Genomic DNA, 24,138 nt, shown 5'->3' on the forward strand with positions numbered 1-24,138 from the left:
AGGATATGAAATTGACGGAAACGGCGCTCCCTGGCGTATTTATCGTGGAACCTGCGGTGTTTGGTGATCATCGGGGATGGTTTATGGAAACGTTCAGTGATGCGAAATTTAGAGAGCAGGGTATTGATATAGCTTTTGTGCAGGATAATCAATCGTACTCAGCTACCAAAGGAACCTTGCGTGGACTACATTATCAGCTGAATCCTAAAGCTCAGACGAAGCTTGTCCGTTGCACTCGTGGAGTCATATTCGATGTGGCGGTGGATATCAGACAAGGCAGTCCTACGTACAGCAAGTGGTTTGGAATTGAGCTGAGTGCCGAGAATAAGAAGCAGCTGCTGATCCCCAAAGGGTTCGCCCATGGGTTCATGACGCTGACCGAGGACGTTGAAGTTCAGTATAAATGTGATGAGCTGTATGCTCCGGAATGTGATGGCGGCATTCTGTGGAATGATCCTGCTATTGGGATAGAGTGGCCGTTACATGTTACTCCGGTTCTATCCGGCAAAGACGAGCAGGCTCCTGTGTTGAAAGATGCTGTTCTGAACTTTACCTATAATAACTGAAGCAGAGTAGATACTAAATCGAATAATTCTGAGGTGTAATTCATGAGTCGGAAGAAATTGCTGATTACCGGAGGTGCCGGTTTCATTGGCGGGAATTTTGTGCAATATATAGTGGATAAATACTCCGATTATGATGTCTATAATCTGGATCTGTTAACCTATGCCGGTGATCTAACCAAGCACAAGCAGATTGAAGATAGAGATAACTATCATTTCATCCGGGCGGATATTGCTGACCGTGATGCGATCATGTCGATTTTTGAACAAGAGCGCTTCGACTATGTGGTACATTTCGCCGCAGAGAGTCATGTGGACCGCTCGATTACAGATCCGGCTATATTTGTCCTCACGAATGTAATGGGAACCCAGGTGCTGCTGGATGCTTCACGGACTATTGGGGTGGCGAAATTTGTTCATGTGTCCACGGATGAAGTGTACGGCGAACTGGATTTCGATCCTACGGTATTCTTCACAGAGGAGACACCGCTGCAACCTAACAGCCCTTATAGTGCCAGCAAGGCATCGTCTGATTTGTTGGTTCGCGCGTACCATGAAACCTTTGGCCTGCCAATGAACATTACACGCTGCTCTAACAATTACGGCCCTTACCACTTCCCTGAGAAGCTGATCCCGCTTACGATCTCGAAGGTCTTGAATGAACAGAAGGTTCCTGTCTACGGGGATGGTGCTAACATCCGGGATTGGCTGCATGTCTGGGATCATTGTGCTGCCATTGATCTCGTATTGCACGAAGGGGTAAGTGGTGAAGTATACAATGTAGGCGGCCATAATGAACGTACGAATCTCGAAGTAGTGAAGACTATTATTCATACCTTAAGGAAATCTGAGGAATTGATCGAATTCGTTGCAGACCGGCTGGGGCATGATAAACGTTATGCTATTGATCCGACCAAGCTGGAGAAGCTAGGTTGGAAGCCCACCTATACTTTTGAGACCGGAATTGCTCAGACGATTCAGTGGTATACAGAGAATGCTGAGTGGTGGGAGCAAATTCTTAGCGGCGAGTACCGGAAGTAGCTTATGAGCAGAAAATTAACCAGTAAAAAGATGGGCAAGCGTAGAAAGAGAATCCTCTTTCTGTACTTGCCTGTTCTGTTAATAGTCATGTTATTCCTTTATGCGGGGCGCTTCCTTCCACTGTCTGAAGCTCCCAAGCAGACCGATGTTATTATCGTACTCAGCGGCGGTGGTGGGCGGGTTGAGCAAGCGGTCGAGCTTTTCAAGGAGGGCATCGCACCGTATATGCTGTTATCGGCAGTTTCAGAAAATGCTGGCCCCTCCGGCGACATGCACCAAACCGCCCTCGCCTTGGGCATCCCGGAAGAGGCCATTTTGACTGAAGACGCTGCTCAAAGCACCTATCAGAACGCCCAGTTCACGCTTCCTATTATGAAGCAGCACGGCTTCAAGTCTGCCATTGTTGTGTCCTCTGACTTCCATATGCGCCGGGTGAAATTTATCTTCGATCATGTCTATAAGAAGTCAGGGATTGAACTGACCTATATAGGTGCTGATTCAGGCTATAAGGCTAAGACATGGTGGAGTGACCGGAACAGCCGGGAGACTACTTTTAACGAATATACTAAGATGATTGGCAATGCCTTCGGCTATAATGGCCCGGAAGCGAAGAGTGCGCTTGAACAGATTAAACGCTGGTTTCGCCGGTGAGGGAAGTCCGACAAAACCCCTCATAATCTTCTAGCCTCTGCATCCATAAAATGACAAACAAATAGTGCATCCCGGTCTATACTTAGAAGCAAATCTATTTATAGTCTGGGAGAGATGGACCATGCCTAATTATCATTTTAGGGAAATATGGACACCTTTGCGATGGATACAGATCCGGTTCTACCGGGATGATGCGGATCGGCTGTGGGTGAAGCGGGGTAAGCAGCGGAGGCAACCGCTTCGCAAACGGGATATCGACACGACAGAGACCTTACGAGACCATTAGGGTCTCTATTTTTTTGCCATAACCGGGAATCGCAATCTATTCACAGTAAAACCAGTGAGAATGGCAAGTGGGTGGCCCGCAGTTCACGGATTCGACTAATCTGCAATATTCTAGACTATTGACCATTGGAATAATGTGACATATTATTACATCTATAAACAAATATATAATATTTGGATTCCAGTTAGGTGGTGTCTGCGTGGTCCCTACTAGAACTATGATTCGCGATGCACTAGCAATGTATCTGTCACAGAAGGGAATGTCCATTAATCAATTCTCCAGACAATCCGGAATTAATTCAGGAACGCTCAGCCGGATACTTAGTGGTCAGCAGCCCATTGCTATGGACCATCTGGAGCGAATTACCAAGGCGATGGATCTGCCGGAGGACTATTTCTACAGCTTATACGTGGATGAATGTTTCTATTACTCGTCACCAACCTGGCGGCGTCTGCGGCCCTTTCTTGTGCGGTCGGCTGCACTAGGCCGTCTGGATTGTATTGAACAGGTGGTTCAGAATCTGCTAGAGAATCTGGTCTATGCTCCCATGCTGTTCGAAGTAGCTGAAGGACTGTTTCAAGAGGGGCTGTGGCAAGCTGCCGAATTGTTGTATAAGAATGTGAGTGCCAGTGAGAAGTACCAGAATTCCGAGAGACTCGCGGTATGCCAATATCGTCTATTCCGAATCGCCATTGGTGACGACCAGACGCGGAATTTGCAGGCGGCACATCTCTTCGAATGTTACCTGGACCGGCTGAATGAAGCGGATCAATTGGATGGGTTGAAGCATCTCGCTCATGTATATGTTTCTATGCATAAGTGGCATAAGGTAGATGAGCTGGCGAAGGAGATGTTGCAATTAGCGACTCTTCGTTATAATCTCCAGCGTCAGTCGGACCGCAGAGAGGACAACGAGAGAAAAACTGAGAAACCCCTGTACTTCTACATCCTGTACGCACAGCTTATCCTTTCAAATGTGTGTGAGGAAATAGGAGACTACCCATCGGCATTAGATTGGGTGTCCCTCTATATGGATGGAAGCTGGATACAGGAGGACAATGAAGAAGTGAAGCGGACTGTGGCTCAGTTCCAGGATTGGGGTACGGCGAACAAACTGCTCTATCGGGTGATGGCAGGACAGTATGAGGCGCTCTCAGCATATGTCGAATATATCTCAGAGCGACCAGATGAGATATTCATTGCGTTATACAATATTATCTCATCGGCTAACCGCTATGATTGGAATGTTGATTCTATTCTGGAGCGGTTTGCTTCCTATATTCCTTACCGGACAAATCTTGCAGAGTATGGCATTCTTCATAACAAACAAGTCATAGCCAACCAATACGCCAGATTTCTTGCTGAAATGGCATTCTATTATTTACATGATAAGCGCAAAGAAGGAATTAGATTCATCCTGCAAAGTTTGGAATCATCTGCTAGAATCAATAACGAGAGCAATATCCTCAAATGTGTTGATCTATTCGAACAGCATCGGCAGCTGGCAGATGAAGAAGAGAAAGAGCAATACAAACTCCTAATTAGAGAGGTGCAGGACTCACATGAAAAGAAAATTGTTCAAGCTTCTAGCTTCCTGTAGTCTGGCTATTGTAATTATTATAGCTGTTGGTACTACTGAGCCCGTAGCAAACATCAGCACTCAAGCTCTGATTCAAACTATGGGACACGGTTTAGGTGATGGTTGATGCTTACCGGGCAGCAAAAATTAATCCGCAGACTAAGCAACGTTCCCGGAATACCGGGAACGTTGTTCTTTTATAGCGAACATAATATTCTAGCCTCACCATCCACAAACCGACAAACAAACTAGGTATCCCGGTCTATAATTAGAAGCAAATCTATTTATAGTCTGGGAGAGATGGACCATGCCTAATTATCATTTTAGGGAAATATGGACACCTTTGCGATGGATACAGATCCGGTTTTACCGCGATGATGCGAATCGGATGTGGATTAAACGGGGTAAACAGCGGAGGCAGCTGCTTCGCAAACGGGATATCGAAACGACAGAGACCTAACGAGACCTGAGGGGTCTCTATTTTTTTGGCTTCAAGTGCCCTTTCATTCTCTGTACCTTACACATATACGCAAAAATGTTATGGAAGGCTTGAACGGGTGTTCCAGATTGTTGCGGGTGTAGCCCCGGTCCTCTTCTTCGCGGTCTCAGGTGTGACTACTACGTTGCAGGTGAAGCGGCGCAGTTTCAGTTCCCTGCTCGGCTTCTATGTGCTGTTCGCGGTCATCGGGTTCGCCAACAATCTGATGTGGAGACCGGATGTACAGGCTTTTCGCATCATGGATGTTCCCCAGATCATCGCGCTTGGCGTCCTCAGTGTCTATTTGCTGGAAAAATATCTTAAGCCCCCGCTCTATCTGTATCTGCTGCTGTCGCTGGCTGTGTTTGCTTTACGTATTTTCCTTGGCTGTTTGCTTTCTTGGCGGGAGTCTTTGCGTACCGGGCCAGTAACCGGGTGAACCTCATCATGGCTTTGGTTGCCGCCGCACTGCTGGGGATTGTTAGTTACGGTGGCGTGAGTGAGGCGGATTACGTCAAATATAATATGTCCATGCCCTACCTGCTGTTGTCTATGACTGTGCTGTTCGGGGCGTTCTCTCTCTTCCGAAGCATCAAAAGCTATGCTCCCGCAAGTCCGCTATTGTATGTCGGCAGGCATTCGCTGCTGTTTCTGTTTATCCATCTGTTCCTAATCCTCGCGTTTGACCGGCTGGGTCTGGGCCGTCTGCACATTGTGCTGATATGGGGGCTGGTGCTGATCTGCACCTACGTTGGCATGCATATTCTGCTGTGGCTTAACCGCTTCATCGCGCCGTATTTGGAACACCTCCTGCCTTGGGGGATCATCGTCATTGGTGTGATTGCCATTCCGCTCGTGATCCCGAACAGGGACCTCATCATCCTGATGGAGGCGGCGCTGGGTATGCTGTTCGCCATGAATTATAAGCAGCTCTCCAGCCTGATGTCGGCAAGTACATCGGCGCGGCGGGAGTCAGCATTGAAGGAGGTTGTGCGGGAGCGGGCTTGATTGCTTTTTGCTAAGTTTAAGCGGAATTGCTCTGTTATAGTATAGAAACGATGGGGACTTGAGAGGTCTTCGTCGTTTTTTTGCGTACTCATGGTGTGAATTGCAGACAAAATGTGACAAAACCGTAGTAGTAAGGATGTTTTTCGACACCTTATTAAGGAATTAATAGACATATTCGTTAGAAAAATGTAACATCTTTGTTATGAAACTTTTTAATAGAATTACTTGGGAATGGAGGGATATTGTAGTTCCGATTAAAGGTTATGATGAATGAACTGGGGAGAAGGAGACAACGTATGATCTCGAAAAAATTAAGAACTACGGTTTCGCTGATGTTAGTACTATTGTTATCATTTATGAGTGTGCTTGAGGTATCTGCAGCCTCGTTTAAAGCGGGGGTAGTCTCAAATGAACGGTTGCCGGACGGCAAACAAAAGATTACGGTCAACAGTGTGGTAGACGTGACTTATAGCGATCTTAAGGTTCTAACGGGGGTTAAGTTCGTACTTAAGAAGGACGACATCGAGATAGCAAGTCTGGCGAAGGCGAGGAATGTAGCCCAGCTTACTGTGCTGGATTCAGTTTATACATCTATGACGTACAACAATCTTTCTTTTGAAGGTCTGGCAGCCGGTGAGGAATACTTCCTGCATGCAGAATATGCAGGCGAGAAAGGGACGATTGTGACACCATCCCAGAGCATCCGTGTACCTTCTGCTACAGGAATTGATATTTCGCTGGAACGAATGACCAAAGATTCTAATACATATGAAGGTTCCTCTACTTCGGAAATCCGCAGTGATGATAAGAATGTAAGACTTACCATCCTGAATAATGGTGTTCCGCTTGCGGGTGAATCTGTTGCAGTGTGGAGTAATTATAGTTCGTACTATTATACTACGGATGCGAGCGGGCAGATCCAGCTTAAGGATAATACGAAACTGGTGCTCAATAAATCGGTTATGTTTGTATTACTGAAGCAGGGAAGCGAGCAGTACGAAGCTAAGCCTATCTATATAACCGATCTTCAAAAAGCAGGTACTTATACTGTAGCTATTCGTTATCTTGATGCCAAGGGAAGATTGTTCCGCGATCAGAGCAGAAATATCTACGGGTTAAGCGGACTCGACGATCAGAGTGCTGTCCCGGGGTATGCTATGCTGGTACTCAGAACTGGAGAGGTATCAGGGAATTACAGCTCTTATGTACTTAATAATAATGAAACGTATTTGTTCCAGACACCTGTTTCTTCATTGTACTCGTCAGTAGACGGGGTTCATAAAGAAGTTATTGAGGATGCGAGCGAGTTCAGCCGTGTGAATCTCCAGTACACCTGGGATGATAAACCTGTGATTGTGGACTATTACTCCTTAATTGATAACAGTCTGTACAAACAGATTAATAGTACAAGTGGTGCTCCAACTTTCTATGGAAACACAGTCTACCTGAAGAAGAACAAAGAATATGAATTTACAACGCTTGGAAGAGTCGCCGGTGTGGAAGGTAAGATTGTGTTCCGGAACAAATTCAAGCCGGTGGAAGCCAGCCATGAGGTAGCGCTTGCTGCGAAATCCAGTGATTTCAGTAAGCTGAATATTCAAGCACCTGTTATGGATGGAACTCAGGCAAAAGTTCAAGTATCTTATCTGAATGGAAGATTCAACTACAACCAGATCAGTATGTATGCTCCTGCGGCTGGCAGCGATGTATACGTACCTAAAGGTGAACAAATTCACCGCCTGACCACAAACATTGCTTCGGGAAGTTCTTATGCCAGCGACACTAATACGAATGCCGTTGCACTGGATTCGTATTTCACTCCGACTGCTGATGCTTATGCCTTCCATGGCGGCAGCACTTATAAGACTCAGATTAGCTTCAGGGTGCAGGATACTAGTTATTATTACAGCGAAGCCGAAATGCGGAGTCAGATTGTCCTGGGCGAGAGTGTAGAAGCTTTGGTTAAAGTGACAGATGAGCATGGCAATAGTCTTGATGTGAGCAGTAATTATAGGCTGGTAATTACGGATGAGAGTGGCACTGTCATTTCGAACGAATACCTGAGCTGGACTAGTGAAGAACAGGAAGGTAATCTGCAGCGCATAAACAAGCGGGATTGGAAGCCTGCTAAATCGGGAACTTATAAGGTTCAATTATTCCCGTATGTATACAAAGATGGCGGATATGTATTTGGGGCGCTGTTGGGCGAGGCTGAACTGAAGGTTCTGCCGAAGAACGAGCTTGATATCGAAATTAGAGGCGCAGACGGCAAACTGGTTGACCTGGTAGACAAGCCATACCTGACCGTTGACCAGGCGCAGAAGGTAACGATTACAGTACGCCAGCATGATACTGGTGCACAGGGACAACCGGTGGCTGGAGTAAAGATCAGCCGTTATGATGAAGTGCTCGGTACCACCGATGAGCAGGGAACGTTCACGATTCCTGATGACAAGGCTTATTATATTGGTGAACTGTACTTCAACAAGATTGATTATTTAACTAAAAAGGTATATGTAGCGATCATTAATCCGGAATCTCAAGCTGTAATCCGTGTGCGGGGCTTGGATAAAGCTGAAGGTACTGGCTATGAGGGCGGGGTTCCACTGGATTATGCCAACATCCAGGCTACAGTTAGAAGAAGTGACGGATCTTATTCAGTTACATCTGATTACCTTAGCACTTCTGAATCACAGGGGTTTCTGGTGGTGGATTCTCCTTCAGTGGTAGGCGTTGACTTCATGCGCTACGACAGAAGCTATACCGGAGTAGAGGCCAAATATGGTTACTACATGTATGGTTCCATTAGCACAGAACCCGGCAAGGATTATTCGCTGGTGCTGGACGCAAGACAAGAACTTCAGGAAGTCAGCAAGGTTATTCTGGATAAGCCGACAGAAGAACTGTATGTGGTGCGGAGGGATTTAGCCGGGGCTAGTTATGTTCCCCATGTTATCGACAGCAACGCTGTAGATGAGAATTATTTCTACGCTACGCAAGGAACTTACAGTATGATGGCACAGACCCAATCGGGCACTTTTGTATACCGTGATAACGTTGTAATCAATGCAGGAGACAATAGCTTAACCATGGATGATTCTGCTTCCGGGCTGGCTTCCTTGGTGTCACCAGAATCCGGAACCATCTATGCTGTTGAATATACCACAGCCAACAAATCGAAACTTCAAGGCTATGCGTACAATGCCAATCAGGTACAAGTGACACCAGGAGATGTAACGGTGTATGTAGACCAAATCATGGGTGCTATAGAATACCAGTATAATATTCATTTCGCACCTGGAACTTTGCAGGCAGGTACGCTCACTCAGCTTGCACCACAAGCCTTGCAAGGAATAGATATTGTAGGACTGCAGAACGGCAAATTGATACGCCCGGCCGGTGCGACCTCGCTGGAGATTGGACTGGTCGATGCGGCAGGCAATCAGATTGCACAAATTAAGAAGCCGCAAATTCTGGTTGCCAATGGGGGCTGGAGCAGTGGCAGCAAGAGTCTGTATCCTGAACATGCTTCTTATGAACTCCAGAACGAAGCGGGGGAAGTGCTGTCCTCACAGATCTCACTAAGCTACCCGCTAACGGCAATTACTTATAATTATGCAGATGGCAGATATTTGACTGACGGTACGTACTTGATCAAAGCTTCCCTGACCATTGACGGACAAATCTATACACTGGACAAAAAAGTAACTCTGGAGACGGCTACAGGCACTGTGGTTGATCCAGGTCAGAATCCGCCGGGAACAGATATTGGAGGTGGTGGAAACGCCGGTACTACTCCAACGCCAACGCCAACGCCGACACCAGCTCCAGGGGGATCCGGGTCAGGAACTTCCGGTTCTGCTGCCACTCCGGCTGCTTCCTCTCCTGCAGCAACAGCAGGGGGTAATGGGAATGTACAGCAGCAGAATGACAAGCTGCAAGACCTGTTGAAGAATACTTCAGGTTCAGCAGCCGAGAAGGCTTCGGCAGCACAGAATGCGCTGTCGAGCATTGCGGAGTCACTCAAATCGGTTAACACTCCTGCACAAGCTGAACAGAACAGTAAGAGTCTGTCTCTGGCTATGGATACGGCAGCACAACTCCTGGAAACCATTCAGGATCCTGCAGAGAAACAGAAGATTGTAAGTTCTATTACAGAGTTGGTAGGCAGTGCTCCGTATTTACTGAACAAACTGGACAGCTCTGACAAGGCAGTTGAAGTCGCCCATGCACTTATTGAGAATGCGGCTGCAGTGCTGAATCATGCACAGGGCATCACGGCGGAAGAAGTTCAGAAGTTAAAAGACGCTGTCATTTCTTCCAGTCAGGCTGCACTTAACAAAGCTGGTGAGGTCACGATCGCCAAAGAAAATGTAACCGTGGAAGGGAACGCCGTCTCTTCACAGCTGGATTCGGGATTAATCAGTGCACAGATTGAAACGGCGAAGCTGGCGTTGGTCTCTGTCTCTGGAGATTTGACAAGCAAGCTTGGAGCCGGGACCGCTGCTGATCTGAAGCTGAGCCTAACGGTTAAAGTACCTCCGGTGAGTGAAGGGATTCATAAGCTGAATACCACACTTCCATCAGAGATTCTTACACTGGTGAAGGAGAATGATATTGCCGGATTGAAGATCCAAATGGACCAAACGGCATTCACCATCGAGCCTGATACCTTCGGTAAAATTGAGGCAGGCCAGAAGATTAATCTGGCAGCAGAAGTTGTAGAGAATGCTGTTATTAACAAACCTCGTCAGGCAGAACCGCTGGCAAACATCCCTGTGATGGAATTCAGTGCATCTGTTGGAGGTCAACCGGTTAAAAGTTTCGCCAAGCCGATAGACGTGACTTTTGATGTATCCTCTATTGATACTTCGAAATACTCAGAGGCTAATCTTGAGAATCTGACCGTGTATGTCCTTAATGAGGAGAGTCTTACTTGGGAAGCCGTTGGAGGTAAATATGATCCTGTTACTCAAACTGTAACTGCTCCGAGAGGACATTTCAGTAAGTACACAGTGATGCTCGGATCCGCTGCCTTCTCGGATGTTCCTGCTACTCACTGGGCAGTTAAAGAGATCAATTATTTGTTGACCAAGGGCGTCCTGGATGAGGGCGGAGTGTTTGCTCCATCCGACAAGATTACCCGCCAGCAGTTTGCGGCAATGATATCCAGAGCCTATGGATTGAATGGGGAAGGCGTAGCCTTGCCTTTCAAGGATATTAAGCCAACGAATCCATATGCGGATGAGATTGCGGCTGCTTATGCAGCGGGGATCATTAACGGCAAATCGGCGGTTGCTTTTGACCCTGAGGCAACCATCACGCGTGAAGAGATTGCAACGATGCTTGCACGGGCAATTACAACGAATAACGGTAAATCGGCTGTTGCCCAGCCGGCAGCAGTGAATGCAGCCTTTAAGGATGCAGCCAAGATATCGAAATGGGCTGCTTCAAGCGTGGCGTTGACTAAGAGCATTCATTTATTCGAAGGCTTCGAGGATCAGAGCTTCCGTCCTGCTCAAACCGCCAGCAAAGCAGAAGCCGCGGCCTTAATCTATCGTTTGTATCAGCTGAAATAGTAACTTGCAAGTCGAATTATAAGTAGAGCCCGAAGAAACTGACCGCCGTTGAGGTGAAGTCGGTTTCTTTGGGCTTATTGTCAAATCGAACGTTTGTTCTTTTTATCGTATACGAATCCAGTAAAATGGAATATAATCGCATGGAATAAGCTGGATTTCTCGAAACGGGAGGCGACAGAAATATCCATACCGCATGATGAAGCTTTTAAGAAGCTGCTGGAGCCGCAATCGTATAGAGACACACAGTTTCACGAACGGATGTTTATTTACTTCAGCCGTCTATTCGAGCGCTACCGGAAAGAGCATAAGTTGATTATTCCAATTGCGATTTTTACTTCAGACGAGATCAGGGAGGAGCAGGACATTTTGGAAATGAGTATTCCGGAGCACCAAATCCTGCGCTTCCAGTTTCTAAAGGTGGAGCTCCGTAAGCAGAACTGGCGCCAATTTATTAATTCGGATAATGCAGTGGCTGCTGCGTTGCTAGCCAAAATGGGTTATACTACAAGAGAAGCGAGAGAAGTACGCGGGGAGTTCCTGCGAATGTTCATGCAGCTAAAAGCACGATTGGATCAGGGACGGCTGGCGCTCATTATGTCCGTGGCAGATTTGTATTTCAAGCAGGATCGTGCACAGGATGAAGAGATTCTAAGAGAATTAATGAAACAATACCCGGAGGAGGGTGAAGCAATAATGGAGTTGATGCCACACTGGAAACGTTGGGGATACGAAGAAGGAAAAGCTGAAGGAAAAGAAGAAGCCCAAGCGGAGATTATCCGTAAATTGTTGCTTCATGGATTTACTCCGGAAGCTGTATCCAAAGCCGTTGAGTTACCACTGGATGAAATTAAGAAGCTGATGTAATTCTGGATATTTATATAACTAAAATAATCTAAAGAAGACCTTGGTGAGAGTACCCAAGGTCTTCTTTTCGTTGTATAGGAAAATCATTACTTTTATCCACCCGTTAGTGTAATAGCATTTCTGCCATCAGGCTCAGAGGATGATGGTCTACTACCCTTCTCCCTCCTCCCGCTAATCAGCAAGCTAAGCACCGGGACCTTCTGAATCACCAGGTTCAAGGCGAGCGACCCGGCTACCGCAATTATAGTGGTCGGCAACCAGCCCAGATAGGTCCCCAGAACATAATGTTCGAGGAAGTTCAGCAGCAGGATGAAGACGCCGTAATGGAAGATCAGGATGACCAGGGACTCTTGGCCGATGTAGGTCAGGAGGGCCGCGAATAATTTGGACTTGGACAGCAATTGGGTGCCTTTGATGGCCAGCAGGCTTCCGGCGATACCGGCGAGGTAGAAGAGGAGCAGGTTGCCGTACACCCGGTTGTTCATGTCGACATAGGAGTTGAAGTAAGCGGCAGCCAGGAAGATGAACAGCAGGATTAGGGTATTGAGGTTGAAAATGCGGATATTGCTCAGTACCTGATGCTGCTTCAGCTTATAGCCAATGAACACATAGAGCTGGGCCACTAGGGCCACATCGATGTTCCAGGGCAGGAAGATGACCCGTCCCAGGCCATAGCCGGTCAGGCTTAAGGTAAGCATGATCCCGAGCTGGAGCTGCCAGGAGCGTGTGTGTATGTAGCGCATGGTGATGCAGAAGACGATCTGTGTAACGAACAGGCAGGTCAGGAACCAGATGGGGATGTTCAGCAGCAGTCCGTTGGAATAGTTGCCGTAGAGGAGGGCGGCCAGCGGCTGGACCCATCCAATATCCGGACTATGGTCGCTGGCGAGCATCCGCAGGAGTGCCCAGAGGCAGTAAGTCAGCAGCCCGGCTGTGAAGTAGGGGAGGACGAGAGTCAGGAGCTTGGTCCGCAGTAATAGCTTAAGATTGTCAAAATACCTGGAGGCGCTGAATAAGTAACCGGAGACGATGAAGAATAGCGGAAGACGGAAGTCTCTGAACATATCGTTCAGTACAGCTGGAGTCAGGCCGGCATGTCCAACGACGACCAGCAGGATGGTGATGCCGCGGACCATATCGATAACCTTCAACCGTGTGGCCTTCGGCGTACTGCTATTTCCTGCGGATAATGATGGTTGTGATGCTTGCATGGGGTGACATCTGCCCCTTCCATAGGTGTGTTATAGCCTACGATATCGGATATGAGTGGCAGGGACAATGGTACAAAATAGTTATTTCAATATACTACTTCAGCTGGTTGTATATTCTTTATTGATGGATATCCGTCCTGCTCGGGGCAGTGAGGAACAGGATTTGCAGCCGTTGTCCCCCCTAAATAGCTCGAGCCCCCAGCCAATTTTGTATATAATAAAGTTAACATAGTGTTGGTGAGGTTCTGATTATAAGAATTCTATTATGGATTAATGCTGAACTATAGGGAGGCTGGAAGATGAAAGCAACAGCAAATCAGCAACCATCCGGTACCCGGACGAGCAGCAAGCCGGTTGTGGTTGAGACAGTGAATTACTACAAGCAGCTGGGTGTACGGGTGAATGCTACGCCGAAATCGATTGAAGCGGGTTATGAGGCCAAGATTAAGGAATTTCCTCAAGAGCAGTATCCGGAGGAGTTCCGTAAGATCCGCGAGGCTTATGATAACTTGAGTGATCCAATCCGGCGTGACGAATATGATTTCACCCGCAAGAACGGCAGCACACAGAAACTGGATACCCTCATTGATAAAGGCACGGATGCCTTCGCTGAAGGGGACTTCCGGCTGGCGGAGGAGCTGTACCGCAAGGTACTGGAACTCAAGCCGGATCACTCCGGGGCAAGCATTGCATTATCCTCAGTGTATCTTGCCGAGGATAAGCTGAGCATGTTCGATGAAGTATGGAAGAAGGTAGAGGCGCTCAGTCCCAGCACGCGGTCAAGTGTTATTGGTACGATGCTGCAAATCCGTGTTCTGCTGCAGTACGAGCGATATGAGAAGGCTCTAAGTGTTGCGCGTGCGCTGGATAAGAAGCACCGTGCCTGGCGGAGAGTCTATCTGACGGACTATACCGATGTGCTGATGATGAATCAGCTGGGAGATGAAGCCTGGGGAATATATGAAGAGATGGCTGGAGAACTGAAGGAGGGCCTGAATGAGGACCTGAATGAGAATAATGATGTTGAACTGAAGGGAGATACTTTACAGTTCTATTTTTATTGGATCAAAATCATGGTCTACACGAATAAAATGCAGTTCTGGCATAAGGTTAAGCAGGAAATAAGGGCTTATCTACGCTCCTTGCCTGAGGGGGCAGAGAGAGAATCAGCGGTGGAACGTCTGCTGGAAGAGAGCCGTGAGCTGGCAGAGAACAGAGCCTACAAAGAAGCGCTGCTCTTCGCCGAGCTTGCCCACTATATAGATCCCGGCAATCCGGCTGTGCAGCAGCAACGCACGCTGGCTCAAGGGGGAAATAAGCTGCTCCTGGAAACCGACCGGCTCATCAAAGACAAAAGCATGTATCCGGGCGTACAGGCCAAAGCCAATGATTTCTTCACCTCGGAAGGGTATAGGCATCCGGCAGAGAGGCTGGATCAGGCTCCTCCAGATGGGATGTGGCCGTCCGGCGGGGCAGAACACGGTGACTATTTCATGACTGAAGGCATCCGGATCATGAAGCGTAAGTACCCGCACGTGTATAAGTCTCATCAGGAGCTATGGGACAAGCTGATGTCCTAAAAGCATAAAAGGGCCGCGGATCAATGCTGATCCACGGCCCTTATACGTTCTGGTGAATTGAATTCTAAGAATTCAGATTCACCCGCTCCGGAATTACAAAAGAAACGGTGGTGCCGGCTCCAAGCTGGCTGCGAATGACCAGTCCCTGGCCATACAGCTGTGTCAGCCGCCAGTTGGTATTCAGCAGTCCGATGCCGCGGGAAGGCAAGCCGAGTCCGCTGTCGTCCAGCAGATGACGAACCTGCTCATCAGGCATCCCTTTGCCGTTATCCTCTACTTCAAACGATGTGTACCCCTGCCGGCGGTGAATGCGGATATGCAGCCTCCCACCGGCCTTCCGGCTCAGCAGGCCGTGTCTGACCGCATTCTCGACCAGCGGCTGGAGGGTAAGCGGCGGGAGGAGCAGCTCAATCCCTGGTTCGACCTCCCATTCGATCTGCAGGCGTTCGTCAAACCTGGCCTTCTCAATAAACAGATAGGACTCTACCAGCTCCAGCTCATGGGACAGTCCGACCCGCTGCTGTGAGTTCATATAGTCGAAGCTGATTCGCAGATAGGAGGAGAACGCCTCTCCGAGATCACGCATCTTCGGGAGGTCGAATTCACTTAAGGCCAGCAGTGCGTTCAGCGTGTTGAATAGAAAGTGCGGCTGAATTTGCGCCTGCAGGTAAGCGGCCTCCAGCCGCAGGCTCTGATTAATGGACTGCTTCAGTCCGGTCAGGGAGCGGACCCGGTATTTCAGCTCCAGGGCGTCCACAGGCTTCGCGACATAATCATTGGCTCCGGATAAGAATCCCGTATAGATATCCACCGGCTGATTGCGGGCAGTGAGCAGCAGGATCGGCAGCTCTGAGACAGAGAAGCGCTGACGGGCGATCCGCGTTAGCTCGTAGCCGGACATGTGGGGCATCATGACATCGGCGATCAGCAGGTCCCAGGGTTCGGTGCCCAGCAGATCCAGAGCTTCCTGGGCGCTGGTGACAGTGACCAGCTGATGCTGTTCATCCGAGAGTATGCTGGCGAGTACCTTGAGATTGACCGGATCATCATCCACGGCGAGAATTAGAGTCTTGGCCGTCATGGAGGTCTCCTGCAGCTGCATCTGAGGGAGAGAAGGGATCTTCTGTGATGCAGCTGCAGAGATACCGCTGGTATCAGGCTGCGGGAATAACAGTCCCCCCTGTTCAAGCAGCAGGTCTTCCATGTTCAGGCTGCTATTCATCCTTGCAGCAGCCGCCTCTTCCGGCATATGCCGGACCTCAGAAGCAGATGCAAGGGGGATTGTGAAGGTGAACACGGACCCCTTCCCGGGTTCGGATTCCACAGTAAGGTCTCCGCCGTGAAGCTCTGCCAGCTGCTTGCTGATGCTTAAGCCGAGCCCGATTCCGCCTCCGTCATTGATGCCCTTACTGCCTCGCTCATAAGGCGAGAAGATCCTCGCTTGTGTCTCCGTGTCGATCCCTATACCGGTATCGGACACGCTAATCCTTGCAGTCTTGCCGGTAATCCCGGCAGAGACGGTGACTGTTCCGGCCTGCGTGTATTTGATGGCATTGCGCAGCAGGTTATAGAGAATCTGCACAATCCGCTTCTCATCGCCCCAGACGGGCGGCAGGGAAGCGGGTAATTCGTTACGCAGCTGCAGCTGTTTGCTGTCTGTCATGAATTCAAACATATTCAGAATTCCGGTTACCAGCGGCCCGATGGCCAGCGGTTCACGCTGTAATACAATCCGCTTCTCCTGCAGACGGGTCACATCGAGCAGATCATTCAGCATATGGGACATCCGGCGGCTGATGGTAATGAGCAGCTCCAGATCCTGGTAGCTTTGATGATCCTGGAGGGATTTCTCCTTCGCTGTTACAGTTTGGGCGATGCTGATGATGCCATGCAGCGGCGTTCTGAGTTCATGTGCCGTATTCGCCAGGAACTGATCCTTCAGATGATCGCTTTCTTTCAGCTGCTGGTTAAGCAGCCGGTTCTCCTCTGCATTGCGGAAATACCGCTTGAACCAGTATGCGGAGAAACAGATGATGGCTGCGATGACATCTACCGGATAATACAGAATACTTGCTTGGCTTCTCGATTCGAAGGATCCGCCAATGACACTGGAGCCGATAGCTGAGGCAGCAAACAGCAGAAATACGGAGTCCTGCTCCTGCCGGACAACCATGCGGCCAATGGAGTATACGACGCCTGCGATCGGAAGCAGGTAGAGCACTGTGAAGAAGGGCCTTGCATACAGGGCGTACTGCGCAGGCATCACCAGGATATAGACGGTATAGAGGGACAGGAGAAGCAGGTACCCTCTGAGTAAGCGGACAGGCCGCTTCTGCGCGGAGAAGCTTCGGGTCAGCAGCAGCATGAACAGGGAGACCGCAAGATAAGCCAGCATTTTGAGCTTCAGCGCCCAGGTATAATTGATCGGCAGCCAGAGCAGCAGCAGGGTATCGTTATCGGTCACTACAGAAGCGGCTACCGCCAGCAGCAGCAGGCAGAACACCAGAAACGCTTTTTGGCGATTGAAAAAGAATAGAATTCCCGCATACATCGCATGCAGCAGCATGATCACAAAAGTGACCAGCTGGAAGCCGATAGAATACATCCTTTCCGTATCCACCGCTGCCTGGGAGCCGAAACGGATAGATCGGACAATCCCGCCTTCAATCGGGTGGTCGTAATTGGCCGCACGGACCAGCAGCGTGATCTCCTGCTGCCCTGAAGCATTATAGGCTGCTGTGTAGGAGACTGCCTTAGGTGTATAGTCCTGACGGTTTGCGGCCAGCTGCCCGAAGCTGCCTTCGGTCTGCCCGTTAACCTCAATGCTGGAGGCCGCCTGGATACGCTGAATCCAGAAGCCGTAAGGCTCCTGCAGCCCCGGGTCTACCAGTATACGTAGCCTGTAAGTACCGTAGCCGAAGGAGGAGTGCCCCTCCTCAGGGAAGCCGCTGCTCCAGTCGCCGGGAACCTGCACAACCTGCTGCGCAGCCGGGGGCTGCCCCGCGAAGCTCTCATAGGTGAGGAACTGGCCGGGATAGAATTCCCATTCACCATCCAGCCGCACAGACCGGGAGTTCTCGAAGTCCCAGCCCCTCATATCGAGGACGCCCTGCTTCGCTTCCTGATGCTCAGGCGCCTCATACGCGTTGAACCACAGATAACGTATGCTAATCAGGAGGGTCAGATATAACAGCAGCAACAGAGCGTGCTTGAGATTCAATATGCTTGTGGTATTGATCATGGTTTGCTTCGGTAAGTTAGTCTTCATCATACGTTCTCTATTCGACATGTTTCGATGTTATCCTGCCGGGAAATGGCGGGTTCCTGCTCTACCCCCATACCCCGACAAGCAGAATGCCTCCAAAGATGACTACAGAGCACAGAATCCGCCGCAAGCCCTGCTGTTCTTTGAGCAGGAGGATGCCCAGGAACGTAGCGAATATGGTCCCAATTTCCCGCAACGGGCTGATATGGGCGAGCGGCGCCTGCTGCAGTGCGAAGAGGAACAGCAGATACGAGCCCGGATTCAGCACACTTCCCAGCAGGATGGTGAACTTGTTGCTCTTCCACTCCTCCAGCAGCTTGCGCGATTTCAGAACCGCCGGAGTCAGACCGGCGACAAAACCGATATTGGTGACCTCAAGCAGCGCCAGCGGAGACATGTGCTGGAGATTCAGCTTATCGACGAATACATAGCAGGTTGTGCAGAGTCCCACGCAGAGCGCCATAAGAATCGGTGTATACCCGGACTTCCGGGAGGCGGTGGATGCGGAAGCAGATAGGGATGCAGATAGGGATGTGGTTGAGCTTCTGGAGCCCAGTCCGCTGAGCACTGCGAATCCGCCGAGCATGAAGGCAATACCGGCCCATCCATAGACAGACAGCGATTCGCCCAGAAAAAGAACACCGATCAGCGGGATAAGCAGCGTGCTCGTCCCCCGCATCACCGGATATATCTGTGATAAGTCACCCATCTCATAGGTTCTGGATAAAAGCCAGGAATATAAGGCCTGCAGCGCCACAGACAGCAACAGCAGGGCATAAGCTCCGGCTGCAAGCGGTTGAGTCCACAGCTCGGTTATTAGGATAGGGAGCAGCAGAATAGTAGAGATCATCATGATCGACCACAGGAAGATGCTTTTGTCCCGGCTTCTTTTGGTGAACATGCTCCACACCGCGTGACACATCCCGGAAGCCAGAACCAAAAGAATTGGCAGCAGCATTAAATTTCAACCCCTCAAGGAAATCATTAGTGTTCTGAATCAGCGGCAGGTACAGGGGGATGGGAGGGTTGTTCCAGCAGAGCCGAGCCATCCTCAAGCCGGAGCCAAGTCTCGAACTGCTTATCGCCCTCAGTCAGCCGGATGACACGCGCTCCCCGCATGAAGCCTTCCCGCCCGTATGTATTGTAGCCGGTGGCCCGGCCATAGCTGAGCCGGATGCCATGCAGGCTGCCGGTGAAGTCGTTCACATGATCATGTCCGCAAAAAGTACCTGCCACATCGCCCATTTCCACCATAGCTGTGAAGAGTCCCGAATTAAGCACCGGAGCACAGACCTGCTCGAATTTATGGCCGTAGCAGGTCTGCGTGGACCACATCTCGGCATATTCCGGCAACGGGATATGGAAGAATGCCAGCGCAGGCAGCTTGGCTTCACCTGCCAGGGGATTCAGCCGGGCCGATTGCTCTGTCAGCCAGCGGATCTGGCTCTGCCGGACCCAGTTATAGCCGGGAATCTGCGCAAGCCCGGAATAGGCACCAGTGTCCAGCATATAGAGAACGGCGCCCGCCCTGGTGCCGGTGCCCGCAATCTCAAGCGTATAATTACCAGAACCGGCCAGCTCTGCCGGACCTGCTTCAGCCAGGCAGTGGGGATGCTCCAGTGCAATGTCCATCAGCTCACTGTAGGAGACACCTTGCTCGGTATCATGATTGCCGAAGACGAAGGCCCAGGGAGTACCGCTCTTCTCTACAGCGGCCACGGCCTCCCGGAACGCCTGCTTGGGCTGCTCGCATGCCTGTTCTCCTTCCGGGACAGGTCCAGTATAGATCAGATCTCCTGTGAAAATAACGAGGTCCGGCTGCTCCGCTTCCATCACGCGTTCCATAAGCTCCCGCGTCCGCTGATCCTCAGCCCTTCCATCCATCCAGTGAAGATCGGTGAACTGTACGATGGTAAAGGTTCCATCCTGGCGGAATGATAAATTGTGCTTCATGTGAAAATCCCCTCTCTGCCTGAATAAAGTTATGAATGTAGTTCATTGGGTATTCAAGTGCATTCATGTTGTTTTATATTTCTTTATGTTGTTTCATGTTGATTTTAGGATCATAATCCGTTTCTGTCAATCTATAATTGGATGGATTGCACTTTCTGCAATAGAATTCGCTCAAAGCGGCATGAAATCTCATTCTGCTGTATTTCATACAACTGATTCCTCCAATTTCACCCTAAAAGACTCCTTTTACAAAATTCTAGTGTACAGAGTGCAATAGATTCTATTTTTCGGCGGATTTAGGGGTTATCTGCTGCAGAAAGTGCATTTGAACTATAATTGGAACTGCAACCGGTGCGAAACCTTACTCCTGCTTGAAGCAGAGTGTTTTCTCGCTCCGCAGGCTTTAACTGTATTTTGTACCACTAAAGTTGCCGGATACGGTGCGCCAGATCATTTTAACTGCACTCTATACAATTAAATAGACCGCCATTCCCTGAATGGTTGCTATACGCTATGTTTAGTTGTACAGAATACAGTTATCGCAATAAATTCACGCTTTAGCTAACGTTTAATTGTACGAAATACAACTATTCAATTATTCGCCAGCTTCGATACGCACGCAAACCGCAGGCATATGTGTGAACAGAAGATAATGATGCTAAGTACAAGGGAGCGGTGGTGGAGCAAGACAATTAAGGAATTAAGGAATTAAGGTTGTGGTACGTAAGCGTAAGGAGATACACTTGTCCACTAGAGCAATCTTTTGATAGAAACAGCTGCATTGACAAGTGGAATTCGGCTCCATATACTGAGGAAATCAACATCAATACACTCAAAACAACATTACATATACATAGACACCTGTATTAAATGATGCAATTTGCATTGACGAGCAGACTATAACTGGAGGAATCATACATGTCCCTGACCTATGAAGAACGCAGGCATACCATCCTCTCCCAGCTGGATCTGGAGGGGAAAGTGCAGGTGCATTTTTTGGCTGAGCGGTTCGCTGTAACCACAGAGACAATCCGGCGTGATCTCGACCGTCTGGAGAAGGAAGGGCGTCTGCGTAAGGTGTACGGCGGGGCCGTGCGGATTCGTTCCGGGAATAATGAACCCACCTTCATGAAGCGTTCCCAGATGAATCTGTTGGACAAGCAGGCCATTGGCAGGCTAGCGGCTTCGCTTATTCAGGATGGCGAGACGGTAATCCTCGACAACGGGACGACCACGCTTGAGATTATGCGGCAGCTCAAAGACCGCGCCCATGTGACGGTCATTACCAACGCAGTCCCGGTCCTGAACTGCGCGCTGGAACAGTTTCAGGGGAAGATTATTTTTGCCGGGGGCGAGGTGAATGCCGTTTATCAGGCGGCTGTAGGCATCACCGCTCATGAGCTGCTGGACCAGTTCAAGGTGAACAAGGCTTTTATCTCTGCCGGGGGTCTGTCACTCTCGGAAGGAATTACCGATTATCATCTTGAAGAAGTGCTCATCTCCCGTAAAATGATGGAACGGGCCGAGGAATCGATTCTGGTTGCGGACCATTCCAAATTCGGAGTGACCACCTTTGCCCAGATTGCTCCGCTGGAACATATCTCCATGGTCCTGACCGACAGCGGCTGCTCAAGTGAATGGAAGGATACCTTTGCCCGGCTGGATATAGAGCTGCTGACAGGGTCATAACATACAGGAGCATAACTTACAGAAGCCGCATAGAAAAATCAAAAAAGCGCCAATCCTCGTACACCCTAAGGTGAGGAAGATTGGCGCTTTCTGGTGTGCCGCTAGCTGGCTATAGGCAGCTGCCTGAAGCAGTGCTCACCTGTCTGAAGCATACGCATCTGATGCATCTAGACGCAACTCAATGCAGCTATACACAGCCCAAATCAGCACCTCAGCCGATCCAGATCCGCTGCGTAGCGTGATCGCCGGAGTTACGGCCGATCATTATATCGAACTCTCCAGGCTCGAACACAAGCTCATCGTTCTGGCCGTAGAATGTCAGCATCTCGCGGGTGATCTCGAAGGTTACAACCTGCTTCTCATGCGCGGCGAGGGTAACCTGCTTGAAGCCCTTCAGTTCCTTCACCGGACGGACCACACTTGCTGTAACATCGCGGATATAGAGCTGGACGGTCTCCTTGCCTGTAACCTCCGAAGTGTTCTCTACCTCAATGGAGGCGAGCACCGGGACATCAGCATCAGCTTCAACGTTGAAGCTGCTGTAAGCAAAGCTGGAGTAGCTCAGCCCATAGCCGAAGCAGAACAGCGGATCATTCGGGATATCCAGATACCGGGTTACGTAACGTACATTCGGATACTGGGGATCATAAGGGCGTCCCGTCTGATAAGCATTATAATACACAGGAATCTGTCCTACAGAGTAGGGGAAGCTCATGGACAGGCGTCCGGACGGATTATAATCGCCGAACAGTACATCTGCAATGGAATTCCCCGACTCGCTGCCCAGGAACCAGGCTTGTACAAGCGCGTCGCTGGCATCAAGTACAGGGGCAAGCTCCAGCGGACGGCCGCTGAATATGATAGTGATAACAGGCTTGCCGGTATCCTTCAGACGCCGGATCAGCTTCTCCTGGTTCGCGGACAGCCGCAGGCTGGCTTTGCTGCCGCCTTCCCCGGTATCCTGCTGATTCTCGCCGACAGCGGCAAGAATGACATCGCAATCCTTCAGCTGTTCGAAGGCTTCCTCAGCGTGGTCTTCCACATCGAAGACACCCTCCAGCATGCTTCCCAGCTCGCCGGTCATTGCAGTAATAATATCTGCTGCCGGGATTTTGCCGGTGATGCCGGTGTAGAGGGAGACTGCCGGATCTTTCTCAGTTCCGGCCCAGCCGCCCAGTACATGTATGGAGGTGGCGAAAGGACCGGCCAGACCGAGCTTCATTCCCCGCTTCAGCGGCAGCACTTCATTCTCGTTCTTCAGCAGTACTACCGAGCTTGCACCGAGTTCCCGTGCAGCCTGCAGATGCTCAGCGCTGGGCTTATCCGCTTCGTCTGCCACCGGATCGGCATCCTTGAACGGGTTGTCGAACAACCCGAGGGCATCCTTCAGCTCCAGTACCCGGGTGACCGCTTCGTCGATCAGACTGATATCGAGCAGCCCTTCTTCAACCAGTGCGGCCCCGTGGTTCAGATAGTGGGTGGACATCATCTCGATATCCAGGCCTGCGGCCAGGCTTTTGTGGGCTGCTTCGCGGCCATCCTGCGCAGCGCCATGGGGCACCAGCTCATTGACAGAGTTGAAGTCGGCGATGGTGACGCCGCCGAAGCCCCATTCCTCCCGCAGAATACCGCGGAGCAGCTTGCTGTTGCCGCTGGCCGGAATACGGTCAATGGTATTGAACGCGGCCATGACCATTGCGACACCGGCATCTACTGCAGCTTTATAAGCTGGCAGATAGAATTCGCGGAGTACACCGGTGGACATATCCACCGTGTTGTATTCACGGCCGCCTTCAGGCGCGCCGTAGCCGGCAAAATGCTTCACGCAGGCTGCGATCCGCCCCGGCTCCTTCAGGTCTGTCCCCTGATAGCCCCGGACCATGCTCTCGGTCACGCGGGCGTTCAGGTAAGGGTCCTCACCGGAGGTCTCCATCACCCGGCCCCAGCGCGGATCGCGCACGAGGTCAGTCATGGGGGAGAAGGTGACATGAATACCGGCAGCGGCGCTCTCTCTGGCTGCAATTTCAGCGAAGCGTTCGATGGCTTCAAGGTCGAAGCTGCTGCCCATCGCCAGCGGAATCGGCAGGATAGTCCGGTAGCCGTGAATGACATCCGCCATGAAGAGCAGGGGAATCTTCTGGCGGCTGGATTCCAGATGCCGGGTCTGCAGCTCAATAACATTCCGTGCGCCAATGCCGTTCAGAACGCTTCCGATGTTCTCCATTACCTGCGGCTTGATATTCAATTCTTTGAATGGACCCGTTAAATCCACGGTATCATCCAGACCCCAATAGTAAGGACCGAGCTGGGTTAGCTGGGCCATCTTTTCGTCTAGTGTCATATCGTTCACGAGATCTTGGATAAACGGTTTAGTCATAGCTAACTCCTTCG

At 50.1% G+C, this 24,138-nt stretch carries 16 protein-coding genes; 11 read left to right on the plus strand and 5 right to left on the minus strand.

The window, feature by feature from the left end; genetic code table 11:
* Window positions 1-5 precede the first annotated feature (5 nt).
* The 9 genes from rfbC (at window position 6) to MKX70_RS12495 (ending at window position 12,049) form a co-directional block, all read left to right on the plus strand.
* Window positions 6-566, plus strand: coding sequence for a dTDP-4-dehydrorhamnose 3,5-epimerase (gene rfbC, locus MKX70_RS12455; protein ID WP_340840109.1), 561 nt, complete (start codon window positions 6-8; stop codon window positions 564-566).
* A gap of 42 nt (window positions 567-608) precedes the next feature.
* Entirely contained in the window at window positions 609-1,604 is a 996-nt protein-coding gene (gene rfbB / locus MKX70_RS12460; RefSeq protein ID WP_340840110.1) for a dTDP-glucose 4,6-dehydratase, read from the plus strand.
* A gap of 3 nt (window positions 1,605-1,607) precedes the next feature.
* On the plus strand, window positions 1,608-2,255 hold the full coding sequence (locus tag MKX70_RS12465) for a YdcF family protein (protein ID WP_340840111.1): 648 nt from the start codon (window positions 1,608-1,610) through the stop codon (window positions 2,253-2,255).
* Between the two features lie 121 nt (window positions 2,256-2,376).
* Window positions 2,377-2,541: a hypothetical protein gene (locus MKX70_RS12470; RefSeq protein ID WP_340840112.1), complete on the plus strand. Its 165-nt coding sequence runs from the start codon at window positions 2,377-2,379 to the stop codon at window positions 2,539-2,541.
* A 199-nt stretch (window positions 2,542-2,740) separates the two neighbouring features.
* Window positions 2,741-4,141 (plus strand): helix-turn-helix domain-containing protein, encoded by a 1,401-nt coding sequence (locus MKX70_RS12475; protein ID WP_340840113.1) that lies wholly within the window; start codon window positions 2,741-2,743, stop codon window positions 4,139-4,141.
* A gap of 536 nt (window positions 4,142-4,677) precedes the next feature.
* On the plus strand, window positions 4,678-5,037 hold the full coding sequence (locus MKX70_RS12480) for a hypothetical protein (RefSeq protein WP_340840114.1): 360 nt from the start codon (window positions 4,678-4,680) through the stop codon (window positions 5,035-5,037).
* 8 nt (window positions 5,038-5,045) lie between these two features.
* The gene (locus tag MKX70_RS12485) at window positions 5,046-5,606 is read left to right on the plus strand and encodes a hypothetical protein (RefSeq protein ID WP_340840116.1); all 561 of its coding nucleotides are present in this window, start codon (window positions 5,046-5,048) and stop codon (window positions 5,604-5,606) included.
* A gap of 296 nt (window positions 5,607-5,902) precedes the next feature.
* Complete coding sequence (locus MKX70_RS12490; protein ID WP_340840117.1) at window positions 5,903-11,185, plus strand: S-layer homology domain-containing protein; 5,283 nt, start codon at window positions 5,903-5,905, stop codon at window positions 11,183-11,185.
* A gap of 309 nt (window positions 11,186-11,494) precedes the next feature.
* Window positions 11,495-12,049, plus strand: coding sequence for a hypothetical protein (locus MKX70_RS12495; RefSeq protein WP_340840118.1), 555 nt, complete (start codon window positions 11,495-11,497; stop codon window positions 12,047-12,049).
* 92 nt (window positions 12,050-12,141) lie between these two features.
* Here MKX70_RS12495 and MKX70_RS12500 read toward each other — a convergent pair whose 3' ends face one another.
* Window positions 12,142-13,260 (minus strand): acyltransferase family protein, encoded by a 1,119-nt coding sequence (locus tag MKX70_RS12500; protein WP_340840119.1) that lies wholly within the window; start codon window positions 13,258-13,260, stop codon window positions 12,142-12,144.
* Between the two features lie 299 nt (window positions 13,261-13,559).
* On the opposite strand from MKX70_RS12500, the gene MKX70_RS12505 reads away from it, so the two are divergent.
* Entirely contained in the window at window positions 13,560-14,840 is a 1,281-nt protein-coding gene (locus tag MKX70_RS12505; protein WP_340840120.1) for a J domain-containing protein, read from the plus strand.
* Between the two features lie 64 nt (window positions 14,841-14,904).
* Here the strand turns inward: MKX70_RS12505 and MKX70_RS12510 are convergent, their stop codons facing one another.
* From MKX70_RS12510 to MKX70_RS12520, 3 genes are read right to left on the minus strand one after another with little or no spacing between them, the layout of a single operon-like run.
* A complete protein-coding gene (locus MKX70_RS12510) occupies window positions 14,905-18,129 on the minus strand; it encodes an ATP-binding protein (protein WP_340840121.1) in 3,225 nt (1,074 codons plus the stop codon).
* Window positions 18,130-18,169: 40 nt separating this feature from the next.
* Window positions 18,170-19,063, minus strand: a complete 894-nt coding sequence (locus MKX70_RS12515) for a DMT family transporter (RefSeq protein WP_042238937.1) — start codon at window positions 19,061-19,063, stop codon at window positions 18,170-18,172.
* A 26-nt stretch (window positions 19,064-19,089) separates the two neighbouring features.
* Complete coding sequence (locus MKX70_RS12520) at window positions 19,090-20,058, minus strand: metallophosphoesterase family protein (protein WP_340840122.1); 969 nt, start codon at window positions 20,056-20,058, stop codon at window positions 19,090-19,092.
* Window positions 20,059-20,976: 918 nt separating this feature from the next.
* On the opposite strand from MKX70_RS12520, the gene MKX70_RS12525 reads away from it, so the two are divergent.
* Window positions 20,977-21,747: a DeoR/GlpR family DNA-binding transcription regulator gene (locus MKX70_RS12525; RefSeq protein WP_340840123.1), complete on the plus strand. Its 771-nt coding sequence runs from the start codon at window positions 20,977-20,979 to the stop codon at window positions 21,745-21,747.
* 211 nt (window positions 21,748-21,958) lie between these two features.
* On the opposite strand, the gene bglX is transcribed toward MKX70_RS12525, so the two are convergent.
* Window positions 21,959-24,124, minus strand: a complete 2,166-nt coding sequence (bglX, locus tag MKX70_RS12530; RefSeq protein WP_340840124.1) for a beta-glucosidase BglX — start codon at window positions 24,122-24,124, stop codon at window positions 21,959-21,961.
* Window positions 24,125-24,138 lie beyond the last annotated feature (14 nt).

Origin of the sequence: Paenibacillus sp. FSL R7-0312 (assembly GCF_038004445.1) — a bacterium.
Classification (GTDB): Bacteria; Bacillota; Bacilli; order Paenibacillales; family Paenibacillaceae; genus Paenibacillus_AQ.